Origin of the sequence: Pseudonocardia oceanicola (assembly GCF_047200735.1) — a bacterium.
In the GTDB taxonomy this organism is placed as follows: Bacteria; Actinomycetota; Actinomycetes; order Mycobacteriales; family Pseudonocardiaceae; genus Pseudonocardia.
Window position 1 is genome coordinate 107,573 of the sequence record NZ_JBJZON010000013.1, and the last position, 19,245, is coordinate 126,817.

Here is a 19,245-nt window from a genome sequence, read left to right on the forward strand (position 1 = left end):
GCGTCCGAGCGCACGAGGGAACCATCATGCGAACTCCCGCCCCGTCTGACGGCATTATGGAACCATAACGCGAGCTTCCGGCCCATCTGGCCGCGTTGTGGAGTCATAATGCGACATCCCCCGCCCGATCGACGGCGTTGTGGATCCACGATGCGGGTCAGGTGGCGGAGCGTTGGGCGGAGGGTTCGACCGAGGCGACGGTGTCGGGGGTGGCGCGCAGGAGTTGGCGCCACTGCTCCGGGCTCCAGCGGGCGGGTTCGGTGCGGGCGAGGAACTCTTCGAGCAGGCCGACGAACCGGTGGGGGTCGGTGTGGAAGGGGAAGTGCCCGGCGTCGGGGAAGATCTCCAGCCTGCTGCCGGGCATTGCCGCGTGGGCGCGGTGCCCGTGCTCGACGGGGACGATCGCGTCGTGCGCGCCCCAGATCAGGAGCGTGGGCATGCCGCGGGTGAGGTAGCAGCGGTCGAGCATCGTCACCACCTGCCCGCGCCAGTCGACGACCGCCCGCAGAGTGCGGATGAACGCGGCGCGGGAGGTCGCATCGGGCAGGGCGTCGACCACCCGCAGCATGTCGGGGGCGTCGCGGCCGAGTCCGGTGCCGAACACCCGCAGGGCCTCGACGACCGTGCCCACCTGCCAGCGCATGGTCGGCAGCCGCAACGCGTGCAGGGCGGCCGTCGCACCGGGCAGGGTCATGGCCCGCAGCACCGGGTTGACCTCGGGGCCGGCGCCGCCGCTGCCGACCAGCACGAGGCGCTCGGTGCGGTCGGGGAACTGGTAGGCGAACTGCATGGCGACACCCCCGCCGAGCGAGTGCCCGACGAGCGTGGCGCGGCGGATCCCCAGCACACCGAGCAGGTCGCGGACGCCGTTGGCGTAGGCGGCGACCGAGTAGTCGGCGCGCGGCTTGTCCGAGCGGCCGTGGCCGAGCAGGTCCGGCGCGATCACGAGGTGGTGCCGGGCGAGCGCCGGGATGATGGACTCCCAGGTCGTGGAGTTGTCGCCGATGCCGTGGATCAGCACCACGGCCGGGCCCGACCCGGCGACCCGGAAGGCACGCCGGTAGCCGTGGACGGTGCGGAAGCGCAGGTCGGCGTCGCGCGGCGGGACCGCGCCGAGGCGGCCGCCGGCCGAGCGGATGCGTGGGCGGGCCGGACCGGCCATGGCGTCACCTCCGCGGGCTCGCGTCGTCCTGACGCTAGGCGCGCGGGATTACCACCGTGTTGCCCCGCGGTGTGCGTCGCCGTCCGGGCGACCGCCCTCACGACGACCCACGTTCGGGAGGGATCTCGAGCGACCGCCGCCGGTCCGTGGATCACCGCGACGGGTCCTACGGTGGTGCGGTGACCCCGCGCTACCAGCTCGTGCCCGCCGCGTACGTCGTCCTGCTCCGCGAGCCGGACGAGATCCTGCTGCAGCTGAGGCAGAACACCGGGTTCCGCGACGGGTTCTGGGCGACGGCGGCGGCCGGGCACGTCGAGAAGGGCGAGTCCGTGCTCGCGGCGGCCGTGCGGGAGGCCCGCGAGGAGTTGGGTGTGGGGATCGCACTCGCGGACCTGCGGCCGCTGACCGCGATGCACCGCACCGAGGCGACCGGCGACCCGATCGACGAGCGTGTCGACTTCTTCTTCGCCTGCCGTCGCTGGACCGGCGCACCCCGGCTGGTGGAGAGCGCCAAGACCGCCGATCTCGGCTGGTTCCCGCTCGACGCCCTGCCCGACCCCGTCGTCCCGCACGAGCGGGCGGTCTTCGAGGCGCTGCGCGGCGCGGGCCCGGCGGCGATCACGACGCACGGGTTCTGAGGCCTCGGGCAGGCCGCTCAGCACGGCGAGCGTCCGGTGATCGTCGATTCCCTGCATCCACGACACCCGAGCAAGCCGCCAGCGCACGCGAACGCCGATCGACGGCGCGCGCCCGCTACCCCAGCTCCACCACCGCGTCGGGATCTTCCTTCGGAAGCTCGTCGACCACCGCCATGACCTGCATGGACGTCAGCTCGACGACACCGTGGTGGGTGGTGAGGAAGGCGGTGTCGGCGGCGTCGCGCCCGGTGTGGATCCGGAGCATCGACTCCCGGGGCGCGAGGCCGGTGGCGTCGACCACCACCCAGCGCGAGCCCGCCCACGCCTCGACGACCGCGTGGAAGTCCATCGGGAACAGCCCCGGCGCGTACGCCGCCACGAGGCGGGCCGGCACGTCGAGGGCCCGCAGCAGCGTGACGACCAGGTGCGCGTAGTCCCGGCAGACCCCCTCGCCCTGCAGCAGGGTGTCGACGGCGTCGTCCGTCGGCTTGCTCGACCCGCCCACGTAGGCGAGCCGGTTGCGCACCCACCCCGTCACGGCGGCGATCCGCGCCTGCGCCCCTTCGACCGAGCCGAACTCGCGCGTCGCGGTGGCCAGCAGCCGGTCCGACGGGCAGTACCGGCTGGGTCGGAGCGCGACCAACCGGTCCATCTCGTCCGGCAGCGGTGCCGCCGGCGGCTCCTGCCGCCCCTCGACCTGGGCGACGTACTCCACCACCAGCTCGCCGGGCGCGCAGTCGAGCACGTGTGTGCGCCCGCCGTGTCCGGCGTCGAGCTCGCGCGGTGGGTCGAGCACGGTGTCGTCGAGGGTGAGGGTGAGCCGTTCGGAGGCCGCGTGACCGGCGACGGCGATCTGCAACGCCATCAGCGCGGGTTCGGAGACGGTCAGCTGCAGCCGGGTGGTCACGTCGCGTCGCATCGCGGAGAGTCTGTCAGGCCGGTGTGACGCCGCGAGCGCCGAGCGGCCCGCGAGGGGCGTTCAGCCCGCCTCGTACCGGGCCGCGGCGATGAGCTCCTCCACCGCGCCCTTCTGCACACGGAAGGAACGGCCGAACCGCACCGCGGGCAGCTCGCCGCTGTGCACCAGGCGGTAGACGGTCATCTTGGACACGCGCATCCGCTCCGCCACCTCGGCGACGGTGAGGAACGGAGCGCCGATCACGTCCGGGTGGTCCCGATCCCCCACGTGTGTGCGCCCGCCGTGTCCGGCGTCGAGCTCGCGCGGTGGGTCGAGCACGGTGTCGTCGAGGGTGAGGGTGAGCCGTTCGGAGGCCGCGTGACCGGCGACGGCGATCTGCAACGCCATCAGCGCGGGTTCGGAGACGGTCAGCTGCAGCCGGGTGGTCACGTCGCGTCGCATCGCGGAGAGTCTGTCAGGCCGGTGTGACGCCGCGAGCGCCGAGCGGCCCGCGAGGGGCGTTCAGCCCGCCTCGTACCGGGCCGCGGCGATGAGCTCCTCCACCGCGCCCTTCTGCACACGGAAGGAACGGCCGAACCGCACCGCGGGCAGCTCGCCGCTGTGCACCAGGCGGTAGACGGTCATCTTGGACACGCGCATCCGCTCCGCCACCTCGGCGACGGTGAGGAACGGAGCGCCGATCACGTCCGGGTGGTCCCGATCCCCTGTAGCCATGCCGTGCGCCCCTCCGCCCTGTCGGCGCCGGACCCCCGTCCGGGCCCGGCGCGCTCACCTGTGGTGTTCCTGTGCGGGAACCCTAGACGACCCAGCGTCACCATCCGGGTGGTTCGCACTCTCCCGAACGAGTGGAAACGGCGCGGTGCGCAACGGAAAGTCACTGCTGATCCACGGAGGGTGCTCACGCGGGCGCCGTCACAGAAGGCGAGGGCGGGCGGACGCCTACGCTGCGAGGGGTGAAGACCACCGTCGATGCCGCCGACCCGGCGCTCCCGGAGCACCTCGCGCCCGCCGCCTTCGTCGACTCCGACTCGCCCGACGTCCGTGCGCTCGCGGCCCGGGCCGCCGGCGACGCGACCGACCCCGTCGAGGTCGCGGCGCGGCTGTTCGAGGCCGTACGGGACGGGATCTGGTACGACCCGCACCATCTCTCCACCGATCCCGCGGACTACCGGGCGAGCACGGTGGCCACGACGCCGAGCAACTGGTGCGTGCCGAAGGCGGTCCTGCTGACGGCCGCGGCGCGGGCCCGCGGCATCCCGGCGCGGCTGGGCTTCGCCGACGTCCGCAACCACCTCACGACCCCGCGGTTGCGTGAGCGGATGGGCTCGGACGTCTTCGTCTTCCACGGCTACACCGACCTGTACCTCGAGGGCCGCTGGGTGAAGGCCACCCCGGCCTTCAACGCCGAGCTGTGCGCCCGCTTCGGCGTCTCGCCGATCTCGTTCGACGGCCGCGCCGACGCCCTCATGCACGAGTTCTCCGGCGACGGCAGCCGGTACATGGAGTACGTGCACCACCGCGGCGTCTTCACCGACCTGCCGCTCGATCTCATCCTCACCACCTTCGACGAGTTCTACGGGCCCGGCCGGCTGACCGGCGCCGGGTCGCCCGACGCGGAGGGTGCGGAACCCGACACGTTCGTCCGCTGAGAACGAACCACCGCTCGACCGATCGCTGCGCGACGACCCGTCCTGATCCACCGACGGCGCGGGACACGCCGGGACCGTTGTGCCACTCGGCGTAACGTCATCCGTACTCTCCGTGCATGCACTCGATCCAGGACGGTGCTGCGGCCTCGCTCGTCACCGGCCGACCGGGCCGACCTCGGCGCCGGCCGCCGTCCCGCGGCGCCGTGGTGGTCGATCGGGCCGAGGCAGAGCGGCACGGGGGTGCGGACCAGCCCGGGGTACCACCGGGGTGGCCGCGTCCGGACTGCCGCGAAACTGCGGGACACCGTGTTCGTCGACGGGGGAGAGGTGCGCGGATGAGGCTTCCGGAGCCGCGGAGGTGCCCGTGCGTGCGCCTACTCGATCGACACTCCCGAGTTCGTGCGACACGCCGCAGCCACCGTTCAGTGCTGGCAGACGCGAGCGGGATCGGGCAGAGTGATCACGCACAGTTCCATCCCGTCCGGGCCGGAGGACCCGGAGCGCCGGCCGACGCCGACGACCGTGGACGTAGGGGAAGACGATCCACGTCTGTCAGAAGCGGAGGTCTGCAGTGAGCACACGCGGCGTGGTCCACGTCCACTCGTCGCCGACTGCGGTCTGCCCGCACGTCGAGTGGGCGGTCTCGGGCGTGCTCGGGACACGGGTGACGCTCCAGTGGAGCGCGCAGCCGGCCGTACCCGGTCAGTTGCGCGCCGAGTTCAGCTGGACGGGCCCGGTGGGCAGTGGCGGTGCGCTCGCAGGCGCACTGAGAGCGTGGCCGATGCTGCGCTTCGAGGTCACCGAGGAGCCCAGCTCGGGCGTCGACGGTCAGCGGTTCTGCCATGTCCCGGGGCTGGGGTTGTGGACGGGCCGGATGAGCGCCAACGGCGACGTGCTCCTGGGTGAGGACCAGCTCCGCACCATCGTCGCCGACGGGCCGGCGGCGAAGCTCGCCGCGCGCATCTCCGACGCCCTGGGCGAGGCGTGGGACGCCGAGCTGGAGGCCTGCCGGTTCGCCGGCGACGGTGCCCCGGTGACCTGGTTGCACCAGGTCGGCTGACCGCTCGTCCCCCCGGCTGCTCCGTCCGGAGCAGTGGATGGGGGAGACTGTCCTCGTGCGGGGTGCGGTGGCGGTCGCGACGGCGGGGGCGCTCGGGTTGGTGGTGGTCGCGGCGGCGGCCGCGGCCTGGCTGGTCGGCGGGCGGGCGTTCGAGGCGGGCGCGCCCACGGACGCGCCCGCCGCGGTCCCGGCCGCGGGGTCCGGCCCGACGACCGTCGAGCTGAGCCTCGACGCGCTGGGCCATCCGCTGCACCTCGCGGTGCGCGAGCGGCTCCAGGCCTACTTCGACGCGGTCAACGCCCATGACCACGCCGCCTGGGCGGCCACCGTGACCCCGGAGCGGGTCGCCGCGCAGCCCGCCGAAATCTGGCTGGCGGGCGTGCGCAGCACGCAGGACGGCACCATCCGCGTCGACCGGATCGAGGACATCGCCGACGGCGTGCTCGCGCTCGTGCGCTTCACGAGCACCCAGGACCTCGCCGACGCGCCCGCCGATCTGCGGGTGGGGCGGATCTGCTGGCGCAGCGCGCTCCCGATGACCGGCGCCGGCCTCGCGATCGGCGCCGGGGCACCGGGGAGCACGCTCTCCCGACCCTGCTGAGCCACCTCACCGACGGAGCCCGCCGACGGAGCCGGCCGCTGGACCCTGCCGACGGGACCGTGCCGACGGGACCCGCCGGACGGGCTACTTCGTGAACAGCAGGCTGGCGTTGTGCCCGCCGAAGCCGAAGGAGTTGTTGACCGCGGCGGTGAGCTCCAGCTTCCGCGGCTCGCCGGCGACGACGTCGAGCTCGACGCCCGGGTCCTTCTCGTCCAGGTTGAGCGTGGCCGGGATGATCCCGTCGCGCACCGACAGCAGTGCGACCAGCCCTTCGACCGCGCCGGCGCCGCCGACCAGGTGGCCGAGCGCGCCCTTCGGCGCGGTCAGGACCGGGTGGTCGCCCAACGCCTTCCGGATCGCCCGTGCCTCGCCGACGTCGCCGACCACGGTCGACGTCGCGTGGCAGTTCACGTGCCCCACGTCGGAGGCCGTGAGGCCGGCCGTGCGGATCGCCGCCTCCATGGCGCGGGCCTGGCCCGTGCCCTCCGGGTCCGGCCCGGTGATGTGGTAGGCGTCGGAGGTCAGGCCGATGCCGGCGAGCCGGCCGTGCACGGTGGCGCCGCGCGCGGTGGCGAACTCCTCGCGCTCGAGCACCAGTACACCCGCACCCTCGCCGAGCACGAACCCGTCGCGCCCGGTGTCGAACGGCCGCGAGGCCGCCTCCGGGGCGTCGTTGCGCTGGGAGAGGGTCCGGGCCTGGACGAAGCCGGCGACGGTGATGCCGGTGATGCAGGCCTCCGCACCGCCGGCCACCACGACGTCGACCTCGCCCGCCTTGAGCAGCCTGTACGCCCAGGCCAGGGCCTCGGCCCCGGTCGCGCAGGCGGAGGCGGGGGAGTGGACCCCGCCCTGGGCGTTGATCTCCAGGCTGACCATCGCGGCCGGGCCGTTGGGCATCAGCATCGGGACGGTCAGCGGGGAGACCTTGCGCAGGCCACCCGTCTCGAGCAGGTCGTCCTGGTCGAGCAGGGTGACCGCGCCCCCGATGCCGGTGCCGATGACCACCGCGAGCCGGGTCGGGTCGACCCTGGGCTCCTCGTCCTTGCCGACGGCGAGGCCCGCGTGCGACCACGCCTCCCGTGCCGCGATCACCGCGACCTGCTCGCAGCGGTCCATCCGGCGCGCCTGCACGCGGGGCAGGACCTCGGAGGGGTCCACGGCGAGCTGCGCGGAGATCTTCACGGGCAGGTCGTGCTTGTCCACCCACTCACCGGTGGTGGTCCCCACGCCGGACTTGCCGGCGAGCAGGGCGTCCCAGGTGGAGGCGGCGTCCCCGCCGAGCGGGGTCGTCGCGCCGTAGCCGGTGACGACGACGTCGGTCATGGAGGGCCTTTCTGGCGAGCGGGCGGTGGGCGGGTGTGCTCCCGCCGGTGGTCGGACCCCGAGGGGCCGGGGCGGACCTACTGGTTCTTCTCGATGTACGAGACGGCGTCGCCGACGGTCTTGAGCTCGGCGAGCTGGTCGTCCGGGATCTTCACGCCGAACTTGTCCTCGGCCTGCACGGCGATCTCGACCATCGACAGCGAGTCGATGTCGAGGTCGTCGACGAAGGACTTCTCGGCGGTCACCTCGGCGGTGTCGATGCCGGCGACCTCCTCGACGATCTCGGCGAGGCCGGACAGGATCTCGGCGGTGTCAGCCACGGGCGTGCTCCTTCTGGATGGGGTGGAACTCGACAAATCTGGGTCAGGGGACGCGGACGACCTGGCCGGCGTACGACAGTCCCGCGCCGAAGCCTACGAGGAGGGCGATCTCGCCGGAACGGATCCTCCCCGCGGCGCGCATGTGGTCGAGTGCCAACGGGATCGACGCGGACGAGGTGTTGCCGGAGTACACGATGTCGTCGGCCACGCGCATGTCCTCGCGCGCCCCCTCCTTGCGGAGCTTCTTGGCCATGGCCTCGACGATCCGCAGGTTGGCCTGGTGCGGCACCAGCACGTCGACGTCGGCGGGGGTGAGCCCGGCCTTGGCGATCGCGTCGAGCGCGACCGGGGCGATGCGCGTGGTGGCCCACCGGAAGACCGTCTGGCCCTCCTGGTGCAGCTTGTTGGTGCTCTCCTCGAGGATCCGGATCGCGTGCGCCATGTCGCCCGCCGAGCCCCAGGACACCGGCCCGACGCCGATCTCGTCCGGGTCCTGCGCCCCGGTGACCACGGCTGCGCCGGCCGCGTCGGCGAAGATGATGCAGGTCGAGCGGTCGTCCCAGTCGAGCCAGTCGGAGAGCTTCTCCGCGCCGATCACCAGGACGGTGCGGGCCGAGCCCGCGCGGACGAGGTCGGCGGCGGTGCCGAGGCCGTAGCAGAACCCGGCGCAGGCGGCGTTGAGGTCGAAGGCGGCCGGGGCGGCGATCCCGATCCGCTCGGCGGTCTGCGCCGCGGCGTTGGGGATCGGCGCGGTCATGGTGCAGGTGGCCACGATGACCGTGTCCACGTCCGCGGTGGTCAGCCCGGAGTCCTTCAACGCCCGTGAGCCGGCCTCGGCCGCCATGTCGACCAACGAGACCTCCTGGGCGATCCGGCGTTCGGCGATGCCGACCCGGTCGCGGATCCACTGGTCGTTCGTCTCCACCCGCTGCGCGAGGTCGTCGTTGGTCACCACGTGCTCGGGCTGGCTGCTGCCGAGGCCGATGATCCGCGCACCGGGGACGGGCGGCGCGAGGCGGAACGTCGTCATGCGTGCTCCTCGATGAGCGCGACGGCCTTGTCCAGGTCGTCGGGGGTCTTCAACGCCAGCGTCGTGACGCCCTTGAGGTCGCGGCGGACCAGCCCCACCAGGGTGCCCGCCGGAGGCAGTTCCAACACCGCCGTCACGCCGAGTTCGCCCAGCGTCGCCATGCAGGAGTCCCACCGGACCGGCCGGGTCACCTGCGCGACCAGCAGGTCGAGGGCCGCGGCACCGCCCTTGACGACCGAGCCGTCGGAGTTGGTGAGCAGCGGGCGGGCGGGGTCGGCGGGGTCGAGCTCGGCCGCGGCGGCGCGCACGGCGTCCTCGGCGGGGGCCATGAAGCGCGTGTGGAAGGCCCCGGCGACGGGCAGCACCGCGGCTCGCCGGGCCCCCTGCGGCGGCGCCTTCTCCAGCTCCTCGATCGCCGCCTGCGGGCCGGCGGCGACGATCTGGCCGGCGCCGTTGCGGTTGGCCGGGTCGAGGCCGAGCTCCTCGAGCCGGGCGAGCACCGCCGTCTCGTCACCGCCGAGGACGGCGGCCATGCCCGAGGGCTCCAGGGCGCAGGCGTCGGCCATCGCACGGCCGCGGATCGCGGCGAGCCGCACCGCCTGGTCGGGGGTGAGCACGCCGGCGATCGCGGCGGCCGCCAGCTCGCCGACCGAGTGCCCGGCGGTCGGGGCGGTCGAGGGGAGGGCGTCCGCGAGGCGGGCGGCGGCGAGCAGGGCGTTGACGACGACGAGCGGCTGGGTCACCGCGGTGTCCTTGATCTCGTCGGCGTCGGCGGTGGTGCCGAGGCGGGCGAGGTCGAGTCCGGTGGCCTCCGACCAGGACGTCACCGTCTCCGCGGCAGCCGGGTCCGCCAACCAGGGCGCGAGCATGCCGGGGGACTGCGACCCCTGACCGGGCGCGAGCAAGGCGATCACAGCGCTACAGCCAACACTGCGGCGGCGGGGAACGGAACACCGGCACGCACCACGTTGGCCACCCCGATTTGTGGGGTTCCTCCAACGGGCGGCACGCTACCCGCCGGTCACCTCCACTCGTGCCGAGCGAGGTCTGGAGGGTTCAGCCAGGTCAGGCCGGGGTGGAAGGGCTCGCGGGGTCGGCCAGGCGGCCCGCGAGCAGCGCGGTGCGGAGCACGAGCGCGTCGCGGGGGTCCGAGGGGGAGCGGCCGGTGAGTTCACTCACGCGCCGCAGCCGGTAGCGGACGGTGTTGGGGTGCACGAACAGCGCGCGGGCGCAGGCCTCGAGCGCCCCGCCGCCCTCCAGGTAGGTCGCGAGCGTGCGCAGCAGCTCCCCGCCGGCCGCGTCCAGGGGCGTCACCACGGACTCGGCGAGCAGACGCAGTGCACCGGGATCGCCCGAGACCGCGCGCTCGGGGAGCAGGTCGTCGGCGTCGACCGGCCGGGGTGCGGCGGGCCAGCCGGGCGCGGCCCGGAGACCGGCGAGGGCGCCGCGGGCGGAGACGTGGGCGGCGGCGAGGTTCGGCGCCCGTGGCCCGACGACGACCGGACCCGGTCCGAAGTCCGCGACCAGCGAGGCGATCGGGTGGGCGCCCGCGCGCGGCCGGTCGTCGGGCGGGATGCGGCCGCGCGGCTCCGTCAGCAGCAGCACCAGCCGGCTGCCCTGCACCCCGACCAGCACCGACCGGCCCAGCCGGGTGGCGTGCCGGCGGATCCCGGAGAGGCTCTCGGCCGCGTCGCCGCCGTCCGCTGCGGGTGGGCTGCCCACCAGCACCCGGACGGCGGCGGTCGGGTCCCAGCCGAGCGCCGCCGCGCGGGAGACCAGTGCGTCGTCGGCGTCGCCGCGGACCACGCCGTCGACGACGAGGGCCTCCTGGCGTGCGTCCCAGGCCCCACGGGTCTCCGCGGCGTTGGCGTACACGGTGGCCGCGGCGAAGGCGATCTCGCGGCCGAACCGGAGCACTGCCTCGACGAGGATCCGGTACTCCGCCTCGTCGGCCGCCAGCGGCGGCAGCCGCTCCTCGAAGACGTCCGTGGCGATCCGCACGAGGTCGACGGTCTGCCGCAGGGACAGCCGGCGGGCCAGGTCGCGCGGGGCGATCCGGAAGGCCTCGGCGGTCAGCCGGATCGTCTGGTCGGGCTCCCCGAGCCAGGCGACGAAGTTGCTCACCCCCGTCTGCGTGACGAGCAGGACCCCCGCGCGCTGGTCGGCGGGCAGGCGTGCGAACCACGGCTGGCCGTCTTCCATCGCGGACAGGCAGGCCGCGGCGAGGTCACCGCTGGCCAGCTCGAGGCGGCGCAGGGTGGCCGCGGAGACCGCCCGGACGTCGGACAGGGTCATGCCGGAAGCATGGCACGCAGCGGCGTGTCGGACGCGCCGGAAGGAGGACCTCGTGGACGGCGGTGGGAACGGTCGTGCGACCGGCCGGGAGCGGCGGGTGGAGCTGCGCCGGGGAGCGGATCGCCCGCGGACGGAGCACGCGGGCTGCGATGCCCGGCACGGCTTCTCCTTCGGCGCCCACTACGACCCGGCGAACACCTTCTTCGGCGCCCTGCTCGCCCACAACGACGAGCGGGTCGCGCCGGGCGCGGGCTACGACACGCACACCCACGACGAGGTCGACCTCGTGACGTGGGTCGTGTCCGGCGAGCTCGCGCACACGGACTCGCTGGGCAACGCGTGCGTGGTCCGGCCCGGGACGGCGCAGGTGCTCTCCGCGGGCACGGGGGTCGAGCACGCCGAGCGGTGCGGCGGGGCGGCGCCGGTGCGGTTCGTGCAGGCGTGGCTCGTCCCGGACCGCCCCCTGCAGGAGCCCGCGCTGGCCCGCCGCGACGTGGCGGGGGAGCTGGCCTCGGGCCGCCCGTTCCTCGTCGCGTCGGGCTCGGTGACCGCGGCCCGGGCCGGCGACGGGCCGCTCCCGCTGCGCCGCGCCGACGCCGAGCTGCACGCCGCCCGCCTCCCCGCCGGCGCGGCCTGGACCCTCCCCGAGGCGCCCTACCTGCACGTCTTCCTGGCGGCAGGCAGGGCGGTCACCCCCGCCGGAGAGCTGGGCGGAGGTGACGAACTGCGGGTGAGCGCGCCCGTGGTCGGCTCCGCACGCGTCGCCTCCGCGGGCAGACCGGCGCTCACCGCGGGCCCGGAGGGCGCCGAGGTGCTGGTCTGGGCGATGGGGAGCGACCTGCGGCCGGTCTGAGTCACCCGGACGTCGAAAGCGCCCCGGGGCGGCTCGCCGGACGGTTGTGCCCGAGCCGGTCCGTGGTGGACCACCGGCTCCGGACGTCGGCGACCGGGGTGACCGCGCGAGTGGTCACCCCGGCCTCGACGACGTACGGATCGTTCGCTGACACGTGCCGTGCGGGGCTCGCGCCGAGACGGGCGAGGAAAGCGGAACGGGTTGTGCGCCGGTTGGTGGGTGCCGTCCCGACCGGCCGGCCGGGACGGGCAGGATCAGCCGATCGGCGTCACCTGCGTGGCCTGCGGCCCCTTCTGGCCCTGCTCGATGTCGAAGGACACGCGCTGGCCCTCGTCGAGGCTCTTGTAGCCGTTGACCTGGATCGCGGAGTAGTGCACGAACACGTCCGCGCCACCACCGTCGGGAGCGAGGAAGCCGTAGCCCTTCTCGCTGTTGAACCACTTGACGGTGCCCTCTGCCATTCTTGCTCTCCTCGTACGTGCTCGAGGCTCTCGCCCCGGGAAACGCCGGCCGGCCGCTACTGTCCGCGCCCTGGTCGGGACACCGATCCACCAGCGGAGGCTCGGCGTCGGGCGGAGCCTAGCGTGATTCGCGTCGCTTGCCGAGGGGTCGTGAGCTGTGTATTCGGCCTGGAACGGGACCGAAACACGGCGAGGGTCACCTGATCGTCGGGAGGGGACCGTCCGGGCACCCGCCCGGCGGTCCCCACCCCCGATCAGGCGACGCCGGAGTCGGACGTCTGGGGGCCGGCGGCCTGCGGGTCGTCGATCCGGTACTCGGCGGCGGCCTCCGCCGGCGCGTTCTTCTCGACCTCCCCCCGCGCGGCGAGCGACTGCAGCGCCCCGACCACGATGGACTCGGCGTCGACCGCGAAGTGGCGGCGCGTGGCGGGCCGGGTGTCGGACAGGCCGAAGCCGTCCGTGCCGAGGGTGACGAACGGCGCCGGCACCCACTGGCGGATCTGGTCCGGCACCGCGCGCATCCAGTCCGTGGACGCGATCACCGGGGTGTCCGTGCCGCCCAGCACGCGGGTCACGTACGGCACCCGCGGCTCGGCGTCCGGGTGGACGAGGTTGTGGTGCTCGGCCTCGACGCCGTCGCGCCGCAGCTCGCCCCACGACGTCACCGACCACACCTCGGCGCCCACGCCCCACTGCTCGGCCAGGATGTCCCGCGCCCGGATCGCCCACGGCAGCGCGACGCCGGAGGCCAGCAGGCGCACCTGCGGCCCGTCCTCGTTGTTCGAGCCCAGGTACCGGTAGATGCCCTTGAGCACGCCCTCGGTGTCGAGGCCCTCGGGCTCGGCCGGCTGCGGGTACGGCTCGTTGTAGACCGTCAGGTAGTAGATGACGTTCTCCGGGTCGTCGCCGACCATGCGGCGCAGCCCGTCCCGGACGATGTGGGCGATCTCGAAGCCGAACGCCGGGTCGTAGGACACGACCGCGGGGTTGCTGGCCGCCAGCAGCAGCGAGTGCCCGTCGTTGTGCTGCAGGCCCTCGCCCGTCAGCGTGGTGCGGCCCGCGGTGGCGCCGATCAGGAAGCCGCGCGCCATCTGGTCCGACGCCGCCCAGATCGAGTCCCCGGTCCGCTGGAACCCGAACATCGAGTAGAAGACGTAGACCGGGATCATCGGCTCGCCGTGCGTGGCGTAGGAGGTGCCCGCGGCGGTGAACGAGCCCACCGAGCCCGCCTCGTTGATGCCCTCGTGCAGCAGCTGGCCCTGCTCGGACTCCTTGTAGGCCAGCATGAGCGACGCGTCGACGGACGTGTACTGCTGCCCGTGCGGGTTGTAGATCTTCTGCGTCGGGAACATGGAGTCCATGCCGAAGGTGCGGGCCTCGTCCGGGATGATCGGCACGAACCGTCCGCCGATCTCCTTGTCCTTGATGAGCTCGCGCAGCAGCCGGACGAACGCCATCGTCGTGGCGACCTCCTGCTTGCCCGAGCCCTTGCGGACGGCCTCGTAGACCTTGTCGCCCGGCAGCACGAGCGGCGTCGACCTGGTGCGGCGCGAGGGCAGCGGCCCGCCCAACAGGCGACGCCGCTCCAGCATGTACCGGATCTCCGGCGCGTCCTCGCCCGGGTGGTAGTACGGCGGCAGGTACGGGTCCTGCTCGAGCTGGGCGTCGGAGATCGGGATCCGCTGCTCGTCCCGGAACTGCTTGAGGTCGTCCAGGGACAGCTTCTTCATCTGGTGGGTCGCGTTGCGGCCGGCGAAGTGCGAGCCCAGGCCGTAGCCCTTGATCGTCTTCGCCAGGATGACCGTCGGCTGGCCGTGGTGCTCGGTCGCCGCCTTGTACGCGGCGTGGACCTTGCGGTAGTCGTGGCCGCCGCGCTTGAGGCCCCAGATCTGGTCGTCCGTCAGCGGATCGACCATGGCCTTGGTGCGCGGGTCCCGGCCGAAGAAGTGGTCGCGGACGTACGCGCCGTCATTGGCCTTGTAGGTCTGGTAGTCGCCGTCGGGCGTGGTGTTCATCAGGTTGACCAGGGCGCCGTCGCGGTCCGCGTGGAGCAGGGCGTCCCACTCCCGGCCCCAGATGACCTTGATGACGTTCCAGCCGGCCCCGCGGAAGAAGGCCTCCAGCTCCTGGATGATCTTCCCGTTGCCGCGCACCGGACCGTCCAACCGCTGCAGGTTGCAGTTGACGACGAAGGTCAGGTTGTCCAGCTGGTCGGTCGAGGCGATCTGCAGGAGCCCGCGCGACTCCGGCTCGTCCATCTCGCCGTCGCCGAGGAAGGCCCAGACGTGCTGGTGGCTGGTGTCCTTGATGCCGCGGTCGTGCAGGTAGCGGTTGAACCGCGCCTGCATGATCGCGTTCATCGGGCCGATGCCCATCGAGACCGTGGGGAACTCCCAGAAGTCCGGCATCAGCCGCGGGTGCGGGTAGCTCGGCAGGCCGTGGCCCGGGCCGCCGTGGCTGACCTCCTGGCGGAAGCCGTCGAGGCGGTCCTCGGTGAGCCGGCCCTCGAGGTAGGCCCGGGCGTAGACGCCGGGGGAGGCGTGGCCCTGGATGTAGACCTGGTCGCCGCCGCCGGGGTGGTCCTTGCCGCGGAAGAAGTGGTTGAAGCCGACCTCGTAGAGCGTGGCCGACGACGCGTAGGACGAGATGTGCCCGCCGACGCCGATCCCCGGCCGCTGCGCACGGTGCACCGTCATCGCCGCGTTCCACCGGATCCAGCGGCGGAAGGAGCGCTCGACCTCCTCGTCGCCGGGGAACCACGGCTCGCGGTCGGTCGGGATGGTGTTGACGTAGTCCGTGCTGGTCAGCGACGGGACCCCGACGTGGCGCTCACGGGCGCGCTGGAGCAGCCGGAGCATCAGGTAGCGGGCGCGCTGCTGGCCGGCGTTGTCCAGCGCGGCGTCGAACGAGTCCAGCCACTCGGCGGTCTCCTCGGGGTCGATGTCCGGGAGGTGTGCCGCGAGGCCGTCACGGATGACGTGGACGCGCCGCGTCTCGGTGCCGTTGCGGCCCGGGTTGTCGCCGCCGGTGGTGCTCTGGCCGGTCAAGGGGTCTCCCTGGTTGGCTCGTACAGGTGTTCGTGCAGTGTGTCGCGTTCCCCGGGGTCGTGCCTGGCGGGTGCCCCGAGCGGTACCCCCTATCGTGCCCCTCGTCGCGTGATCACGGAACGGCGGTTGCGCGGGGCCGCATGGTCGTGTTCGGATTCCGCATCCGAACCGACTCTCGGTGGCGCGTCGGCGTGCCGCCGTACTCGAGGAAAGAGGTGCACGCGTGGTCGCCGCGGAAGATGCCGGACGGTCGTCCGACATCGCGGGCAAGCTCGGCGTCGAGCCGGGCATGGTCGTCCAGGAACTGGGTTATGACACCGACGTCGACGAGGCGGTCCGCGAGGCCGTCGAGGACGTCATCGGCGAGGAGTTGCTCGACGAAGACGCCCAGGAGGTCATCGACGTCGTGCTCCTGTGGTTCCGGGAGGGCGACGGCGATCTCGTCGACACCCTCGTGGACGCCCGGGGCATGATCGCCGAGAACGGCATGATCTGGGTGCTCACCCCGAAGACGGGGCGGAGCGGCCATCTCGAGCCCAGCGAGATCGCGGAGGCCGCGCCCACCGCCGGCCTGGCGCAGACATCGAACGTCAGTGTCGGCGAGGACTGGGCCGGGGCCCGGCTGATGTCCCCGAAGGCGGGCAAGAAGAGGTAGGGGCGCCTCGGGTGCGTGGGTGATCCGGTGGGAGCCCGGGGCCTGCGTCGCGGCGGTCGGGCGGTGGTGTCCGTCCGACGCCGCCGTGGCCTAGGCTCGGTGCGACCCGCCCGCCGGCCCCCGCCGGCGGGCTCCCGCACGCCCTCGAGGAGATCGACGAACCATGGCACCCGAGGTGGGCACCAAGGCCCCCGACTTCACGCTGAAGGACCAGGACAAGCAGGAGGTCAGCCTCTCGTCCTTCCAGGGCGACAAGGCCGTCCTGGTGGTCTTCTACCCGTTCGCCTTCTCGGGCATCTGCACCGGCGAGCTCTGCACCGTGCGGGACGACCTCTCGTCCTTCCAGAACGACGACGTGCAGATCCTCGCGGTCTCCACCGACCCCACCTTCTCGTTGAAGGCCTGGGCCACGGCGGAGAACTACACGTTCCCGCTGCTGTCGGACTTCTGGCCGCACGGCGAGGTCGCCAAGGCCTACGGCGTGTTCAACGAGGGCGCCGGCATGGCCGTCCGCGGCACCTTCCTCGTGGACACCGACGGTGTGGTCCGCTTCGCCGAGGTCAACCAGCCCGGTGAGGCCCGCGACCAGGAGGGCTGGAAGAAAGCCCTGGCGGCCCTGTAGGCCGCACTCGGGGCGGTTGCCCGCCCCGATCCCGGGCGCGTAGCTCAGCGGGAGAGCACTCGGTTTACACCCGAGCGGTCGTAGGTTCGATCCCTACCGCGCCCACCGCCTTGACCAGCGGGTTCATTCTCGTCATGATCGACGGATCCGTCGCGTGGAGTCATTCATGGTGCAAGTGGGTTCTACTCTCGCTCCATGACCACTCCACGGGGACGCCGCAAGCGGTCCCGTGGCGGCATCGAGACGCTGCCCAGCGGCGCACTCCGCGTGATGGTCTACGCCGGGACCGACCCGGTCTCCGGCAAGCGGCACTACCTGCGCGAGACGATCCCCGCGGGCCCGAAGGCCGAGGCGGAAGCCGACAAGGCGCTCCGCCGGCTCGCGAACCAGGTCGACGAGCAACGCAACCCGCGCACGAGCGCCACCCTGAACCAGCTGCTCGACCGCTACCTCGATGTGCTCGATGTCGGCCCATCGACGCAGCAGATGTACACGAAGTACCTGGAGAAGCACGTCCGCCCGTTCCTGGGCAAGGTCAAGGCGGGCGCGATCGACCCGGACGCCTTGGACTCGCTCTACGCCGAGCTCCGCCGCTGCAGGATCCACTGCCGCACCAAGGGGCTCGTCGATCACCGGACCCCGCGCGAGCACGAGTGCGACGAGCGGTGCCGTCCGCATGCCGGCAAGCCTCTCGCTCCGGCCACGGTGCGACACATCCACTTCGTGCTCCACAGTGCGTTCGAGAAGGCCGTGCGGTGGAGGTGGGTCTCGTTCAACCCGGTCTCCCTCGCCTCACCGCCCGCGGCGGGCAAACCCGATCCGCAGCCACCCACGACCGCCGAGTGCGCCCGGATCCTCGACGAGGCCTGGCGCGAGCCGGACTGGGGCGCTCTCGTGTGGTTGACGATGACAACGGGCGCCCGCCGCGGCGAGATCTGCGCGCTGCGCTGGAACCAGGTCGACCTCGACGCCGGCATGCTGACCTACCGCCGCGCCATCGCCCAGTACGGCACCGAGCTCGTCGAGAAGCCGACGAAGACGCACCAGCAGCGCCGCGTGACCCTGGACACCGAGACCGTCGCCGCCCTCACCGAACACCGCGAACGGGCGGCCGAGCGAGCCCGGCTCCTCGGCATCGACCTACCGGCCGACGCGTTCGTCTTCTCGCTGGCACCCGACAGCAGCGAGCCCCTCGTCCCCGGCTCGGTCTCCCAGCGCTACAGCCGCATGGCCACTCGTCTTGGCATCGACACCCACCTCCACTCCTTGCGTCACTATTCGGCGACGGAGCTCATCGCCGCGGGCGTGGACGTCCGCACCGTCGCAGGCCGACTTGGGCATAGCGGGGGAGGGACGACGACCCTTAGGGTCTATGCCGCCTGGCTGGCGGAGGCAGACCAGCGCGCCGCGACAGGTCTGTCGACCCGACTGCCCGCCCGACCCGCGTCTTCGACTGCCGATGAGCGGGCGATGGCTGACCCGAGAACCCCGCGGGAGGACCTCGCGGTCGCCCGCCGCGACGTCCTCGCAGGGCTCTATCCGCCCGGCAGTCACCTCCCCGGCATGAAGGTCCTCGCTCGTGAGCGCGGGCTGTCCGTGAGCACGGTGCATCGTGCCTTCAAGTTGCTGAGGGAGTGGGGCGTTGTGGAAGGTGACGAAAGTCAACAGCCGGTCGTCACCGCTGCGATAGTGGCCGAGCAGACCGCCGTCCCGGCCGCCGAAACACAAGAAGCTCCAGCGCAGCTCCTCAAGTTCGAGCTCCGTCGTGGCAGCGAGACCTTGAGCGCTTTCTCCACGATCGCGGATCCTGATTCCGCGTCCGACCTGGAACGTGTGCTCCGGGGTGCCCACCGGCGAATCGGCTTCGCCGAGGACATCCTGAACTGCGAGCTCAGAGTCGTGCGCAACGGCCGCGAGTTCTTGACCTTCGTGCTCTTGTAACTACAAGTCAGTGCGGGTGGCCAGTACCTCAACACCGTCCTTATGAGCGCGGTGCCGCGTCCCCGACCCACCGAAGACGCGGCACCAGCTGTGGGAGATCACGGCTTCGCCGTCCCATCGCAGATCGAAACCCCCGTACATCCCCTGGACGCTGAACCAGAGCGAGCGCTCAGGCCCGAGCTCGACGAGCGGCCCGAGCTGGGGGAGCCACTTCATCGGGTCCGGTCGGTACGTGCCACCACGGTGATCATGGCGTGGAGGTACGTCGTGATGTCCGCCGCGTTCGATGGCAGCTCCTCGTGTGGGCTCAGCAGCGGCACCAGGTCGTCGTGGCCGAGGTCACGGGCGATGTCGACGGGGCGTCTGCCGCTGGTGTCGGTCAGGGTCCGCCATGCTCCTCGCTCCAGCAGTCGTCCGATGACCTCGGGCCCCGCCCCGTGCCAAGCGGCCTGGTGCAGCGGTGCGAAGCCGCTGCGTCCGCCGAACTGTGGCATGTTCACGGTAGGTGGGCGAACTCCTCCTCGTCCAGGATCTGGTGAAGTGTCGCCCAGTCGCCGACACGAGCGGCATCCGAGAACCTTTCGCACCGCTCGACGAGATCGTCGCGATACACATCGCGTTCGAGAGTGAACCACTCCTCAGACTCCATCGGCCCCCCGTTCCGAAAGC

21 protein-coding genes and 1 tRNA gene are annotated in these 19,245 nt (G+C 72.6%); 9 read left to right on the forward strand and 13 right to left on the reverse strand.

All coding sequences use genetic code 11. The features are described 5' to 3' along the window. Positions 1-157: 157 nt before the first annotated feature. The gene (locus ACL02T_RS19325) at positions 158-1,162 is read right to left on the reverse strand and encodes an alpha/beta fold hydrolase (RefSeq protein ID WP_412832114.1); all 1,005 of its coding nucleotides are present in this window, start codon (positions 1,160-1,162) and stop codon (positions 158-160) included. Positions 1,163-1,341: 179 nt separating this feature from the next. Here ACL02T_RS19325 and ACL02T_RS19330 point away from each other — a divergent pair, with 179 nt between their 5' ends. Then, a complete protein-coding gene (locus ACL02T_RS19330; protein WP_412832115.1) occupies positions 1,342-1,800 on the forward strand; it encodes an NUDIX hydrolase in 459 nt (152 codons plus the stop codon). 115 nt (positions 1,801-1,915) lie between these two features. Here ACL02T_RS19330 and ACL02T_RS19335 read toward each other — a convergent pair whose 3' ends face one another. From ACL02T_RS19335 to ACL02T_RS19345, 3 genes are all read right to left on the reverse strand, one after another. Further along, positions 1,916-2,719, reverse strand: coding sequence for a transglutaminase-like domain-containing protein (locus tag ACL02T_RS19335; RefSeq protein ID WP_412832116.1), 804 nt, complete (start codon positions 2,717-2,719; stop codon positions 1,916-1,918). Between the two features lie 60 nt (positions 2,720-2,779). After that, complete coding sequence (locus tag ACL02T_RS19340) at positions 2,780-2,986, reverse strand: helix-turn-helix domain-containing protein (protein WP_412832182.1); 207 nt, start codon at positions 2,984-2,986, stop codon at positions 2,780-2,782. Between the two features lie 234 nt (positions 2,987-3,220). Beyond that, positions 3,221-3,433 carry a helix-turn-helix domain-containing protein gene (locus tag ACL02T_RS19345; protein ID WP_051738157.1) on the reverse strand — a complete coding sequence of 71 codons (213 nt, stop codon included), beginning with the start codon at positions 3,431-3,433 and terminating at the stop codon, positions 3,221-3,223. Positions 3,434-3,672: 239 nt separating this feature from the next. Here ACL02T_RS19345 and ACL02T_RS19350 point away from each other — a divergent pair, with 239 nt between their 5' ends. The 3 genes from ACL02T_RS19350 to ACL02T_RS19360 all read left to right on the forward strand — a co-directional run bounded on the left by ACL02T_RS19350 (position 3,673) and on the right by ACL02T_RS19360 (position 6,029). Further along, positions 3,673-4,368, forward strand: a complete 696-nt coding sequence (locus ACL02T_RS19350; RefSeq protein ID WP_412832117.1) for a transglutaminase-like domain-containing protein — start codon at positions 3,673-3,675, stop codon at positions 4,366-4,368. Between the two features lie 571 nt (positions 4,369-4,939). Beyond that, positions 4,940-5,428 carry a DUF3145 domain-containing protein gene (locus ACL02T_RS19355; RefSeq protein ID WP_412832118.1) on the forward strand — a complete coding sequence of 163 codons (489 nt, stop codon included), beginning with the start codon at positions 4,940-4,942 and terminating at the stop codon, positions 5,426-5,428. 37 nt (positions 5,429-5,465) lie between these two features. Next, complete coding sequence (locus ACL02T_RS19360) at positions 5,466-6,029, forward strand: hypothetical protein (protein ID WP_412832119.1); 564 nt, start codon at positions 5,466-5,468, stop codon at positions 6,027-6,029. An 84-nt stretch (positions 6,030-6,113) separates the two neighbouring features. On the opposite strand, the gene ACL02T_RS19365 is transcribed toward ACL02T_RS19360, so the two are convergent. From ACL02T_RS19365 to ACL02T_RS19385, 5 genes are all read right to left on the reverse strand, one after another. Continuing rightward, positions 6,114-7,352: a beta-ketoacyl-[acyl-carrier-protein] synthase family protein gene (locus ACL02T_RS19365; protein WP_412832120.1), complete on the reverse strand. Its 1,239-nt coding sequence runs from the start codon at positions 7,350-7,352 to the stop codon at positions 6,114-6,116. A 77-nt stretch (positions 7,353-7,429) separates the two neighbouring features. Continuing rightward, on the reverse strand, positions 7,430-7,672 hold the full coding sequence (locus ACL02T_RS19370) for an acyl carrier protein (protein ID WP_037052399.1): 243 nt from the start codon (positions 7,670-7,672) through the stop codon (positions 7,430-7,432). A gap of 43 nt (positions 7,673-7,715) precedes the next feature. After that, positions 7,716-8,702, reverse strand: a complete 987-nt coding sequence (locus ACL02T_RS19375) for a beta-ketoacyl-ACP synthase III (protein WP_412832121.1) — start codon at positions 8,700-8,702, stop codon at positions 7,716-7,718. Then, complete coding sequence (locus tag ACL02T_RS19380; protein ID WP_412832122.1) at positions 8,699-9,616, reverse strand: ACP S-malonyltransferase; 918 nt, start codon at positions 9,614-9,616, stop codon at positions 8,699-8,701. Before ACL02T_RS19380 ends, ACL02T_RS19375 begins: the two co-directional genes overlap by 4 nt. A 151-nt stretch (positions 9,617-9,767) precedes the next feature. Further along, positions 9,768-10,997 carry a PucR family transcriptional regulator gene (locus tag ACL02T_RS19385; RefSeq protein ID WP_412832123.1) on the reverse strand — a complete coding sequence of 410 codons (1,230 nt, stop codon included), beginning with the start codon at positions 10,995-10,997 and terminating at the stop codon, positions 9,768-9,770. Between the two features lie 52 nt (positions 10,998-11,049). On the opposite strand from ACL02T_RS19385, the gene ACL02T_RS19390 reads away from it, so the two are divergent. Continuing rightward, on the forward strand, positions 11,050-11,850 hold the full coding sequence (locus ACL02T_RS19390) for a pirin family protein (RefSeq protein WP_412832124.1): 801 nt from the start codon (positions 11,050-11,052) through the stop codon (positions 11,848-11,850). A gap of 254 nt (positions 11,851-12,104) precedes the next feature. Here ACL02T_RS19390 and ACL02T_RS19395 read toward each other — a convergent pair whose 3' ends face one another. Then, a complete protein-coding gene (locus tag ACL02T_RS19395; protein ID WP_037052393.1) occupies positions 12,105-12,311 on the reverse strand; it encodes a cold-shock protein in 207 nt (68 codons plus the stop codon). Positions 12,312-12,565: 254 nt separating this feature from the next. Continuing rightward, entirely contained in the window at positions 12,566-15,358 is a 2,793-nt protein-coding gene (aceE, locus tag ACL02T_RS19400; protein ID WP_412832125.1) for a pyruvate dehydrogenase (acetyl-transferring), homodimeric type, read from the reverse strand. A 223-nt stretch (positions 15,359-15,581) separates the two neighbouring features. Between aceE and ACL02T_RS19405 the strand changes: the two genes are divergently transcribed. From ACL02T_RS19405 to ACL02T_RS19420, 4 genes are all read left to right on the forward strand, one after another. Continuing rightward, a complete protein-coding gene (locus ACL02T_RS19405; protein WP_412832126.1) occupies positions 15,582-16,013 on the forward strand; it encodes a DUF3052 domain-containing protein in 432 nt (143 codons plus the stop codon). A 163-nt stretch (positions 16,014-16,176) separates the two neighbouring features. Next, positions 16,177-16,635: a peroxiredoxin gene (locus ACL02T_RS19410; protein WP_412832127.1), complete on the forward strand. Its 459-nt coding sequence runs from the start codon at positions 16,177-16,179 to the stop codon at positions 16,633-16,635. Between the two features lie 33 nt (positions 16,636-16,668). Next, positions 16,669-16,740, forward strand: a tRNA-Val gene (locus tag ACL02T_RS19415). 165 nt (positions 16,741-16,905) lie between these two features. After that, a complete protein-coding gene (locus tag ACL02T_RS19420) occupies positions 16,906-18,576 on the forward strand; it encodes a tyrosine-type recombinase/integrase (RefSeq protein ID WP_412832183.1) in 1,671 nt (556 codons plus the stop codon). Positions 18,577-18,788: 212 nt separating this feature from the next. Here ACL02T_RS19420 and ACL02T_RS19425 read toward each other — a convergent pair whose 3' ends face one another. Beyond that, entirely contained in the window at positions 18,789-19,076 is a 288-nt protein-coding gene (locus ACL02T_RS19425; protein WP_412832128.1) for an ankyrin repeat domain-containing protein, read from the reverse strand. Beyond that, positions 19,073-19,225 (reverse strand): hypothetical protein, encoded by a 153-nt coding sequence (locus tag ACL02T_RS19430; RefSeq protein ID WP_412832129.1) that lies wholly within the window; start codon positions 19,223-19,225, stop codon positions 19,073-19,075. The genes ACL02T_RS19425 and ACL02T_RS19430 overlap by 4 nt, the downstream gene beginning before the upstream one ends. Positions 19,226-19,245 lie beyond the last annotated feature (20 nt).